The 624-nt window shown below is 42.1% G+C and carries 2 tRNA genes; both read left to right on the forward strand.

The features are described 5' to 3' along the window. The first annotated feature begins 36 nt into the window (after positions 1 to 36). A tRNA-Ala gene (locus L1D60_RS23455) sits at positions 37 to 112 on the forward strand. A 41-nt stretch (positions 113 to 153) separates the two neighbouring features. Continuing rightward, positions 154 to 229: transfer RNA gene (locus L1D60_RS23460), tRNA-Val, on the forward strand. The last annotated feature ends 395 nt before the right edge of the window (positions 230 to 624 follow it).

Genomic DNA, 624 nt, shown 5'->3' on the forward strand with positions numbered 1-624 from the left:
CCCACCATTTCTTCTTTTAGAAATGACTCTCAAGATGGGGCTATAGCTCAGCTGGGAGAGCGCCTGCCTTGCACGCAGGAGGTCAGCAGTTCGATCCTGCTTAGCTCCACCATTCTTGAGGAATTCTTCTCCACGAGGAATTAAAACTAGTGTGGGCGATTAGCTCAGTTGGGAGAGCACCTGCCTTACAAGCAGGGGGTCACTGGTTCGAGCCCGGTATCGCCCACCATCTTTAAGCGCATTAGCGATAGTGCTTTTAAAAATGGTTTTCATTAGCTAGTCATTAGCGAAAGAAACTTGCTCTTTAACAATTTGGAAAGCTGACTGATTTAAATAACAGAGTTATTTAAATCAAATTAAAAGTTCTCAATGTTTATCCTTTGGATAAATACAACACAAACACATTCAAGTGTCTTGTATTCAAAATTGAGTCCGGCAAACACGTAATAAGAACTAACCCTTCTTGTTACAACCAAAAACCTTGGTTGCTATTTTGTCTTCACTTTGAAAAGTGAAAGCAAACAGTCATACATTAAGACCCTTTCGGGTTGTATGGTTAAGTGACTAAGCGTACACGGTGGATGCCTTGGCAGTCAGAGGCGATGAAGGACGTATTAACTTGCG

It is taken from the genome of Vibrio sp. Isolate30 (assembly GCF_022397975.1).
GTDB lineage: Bacteria > Pseudomonadota > Gammaproteobacteria > Enterobacterales > Vibrionaceae > Vibrio > Vibrio fortis.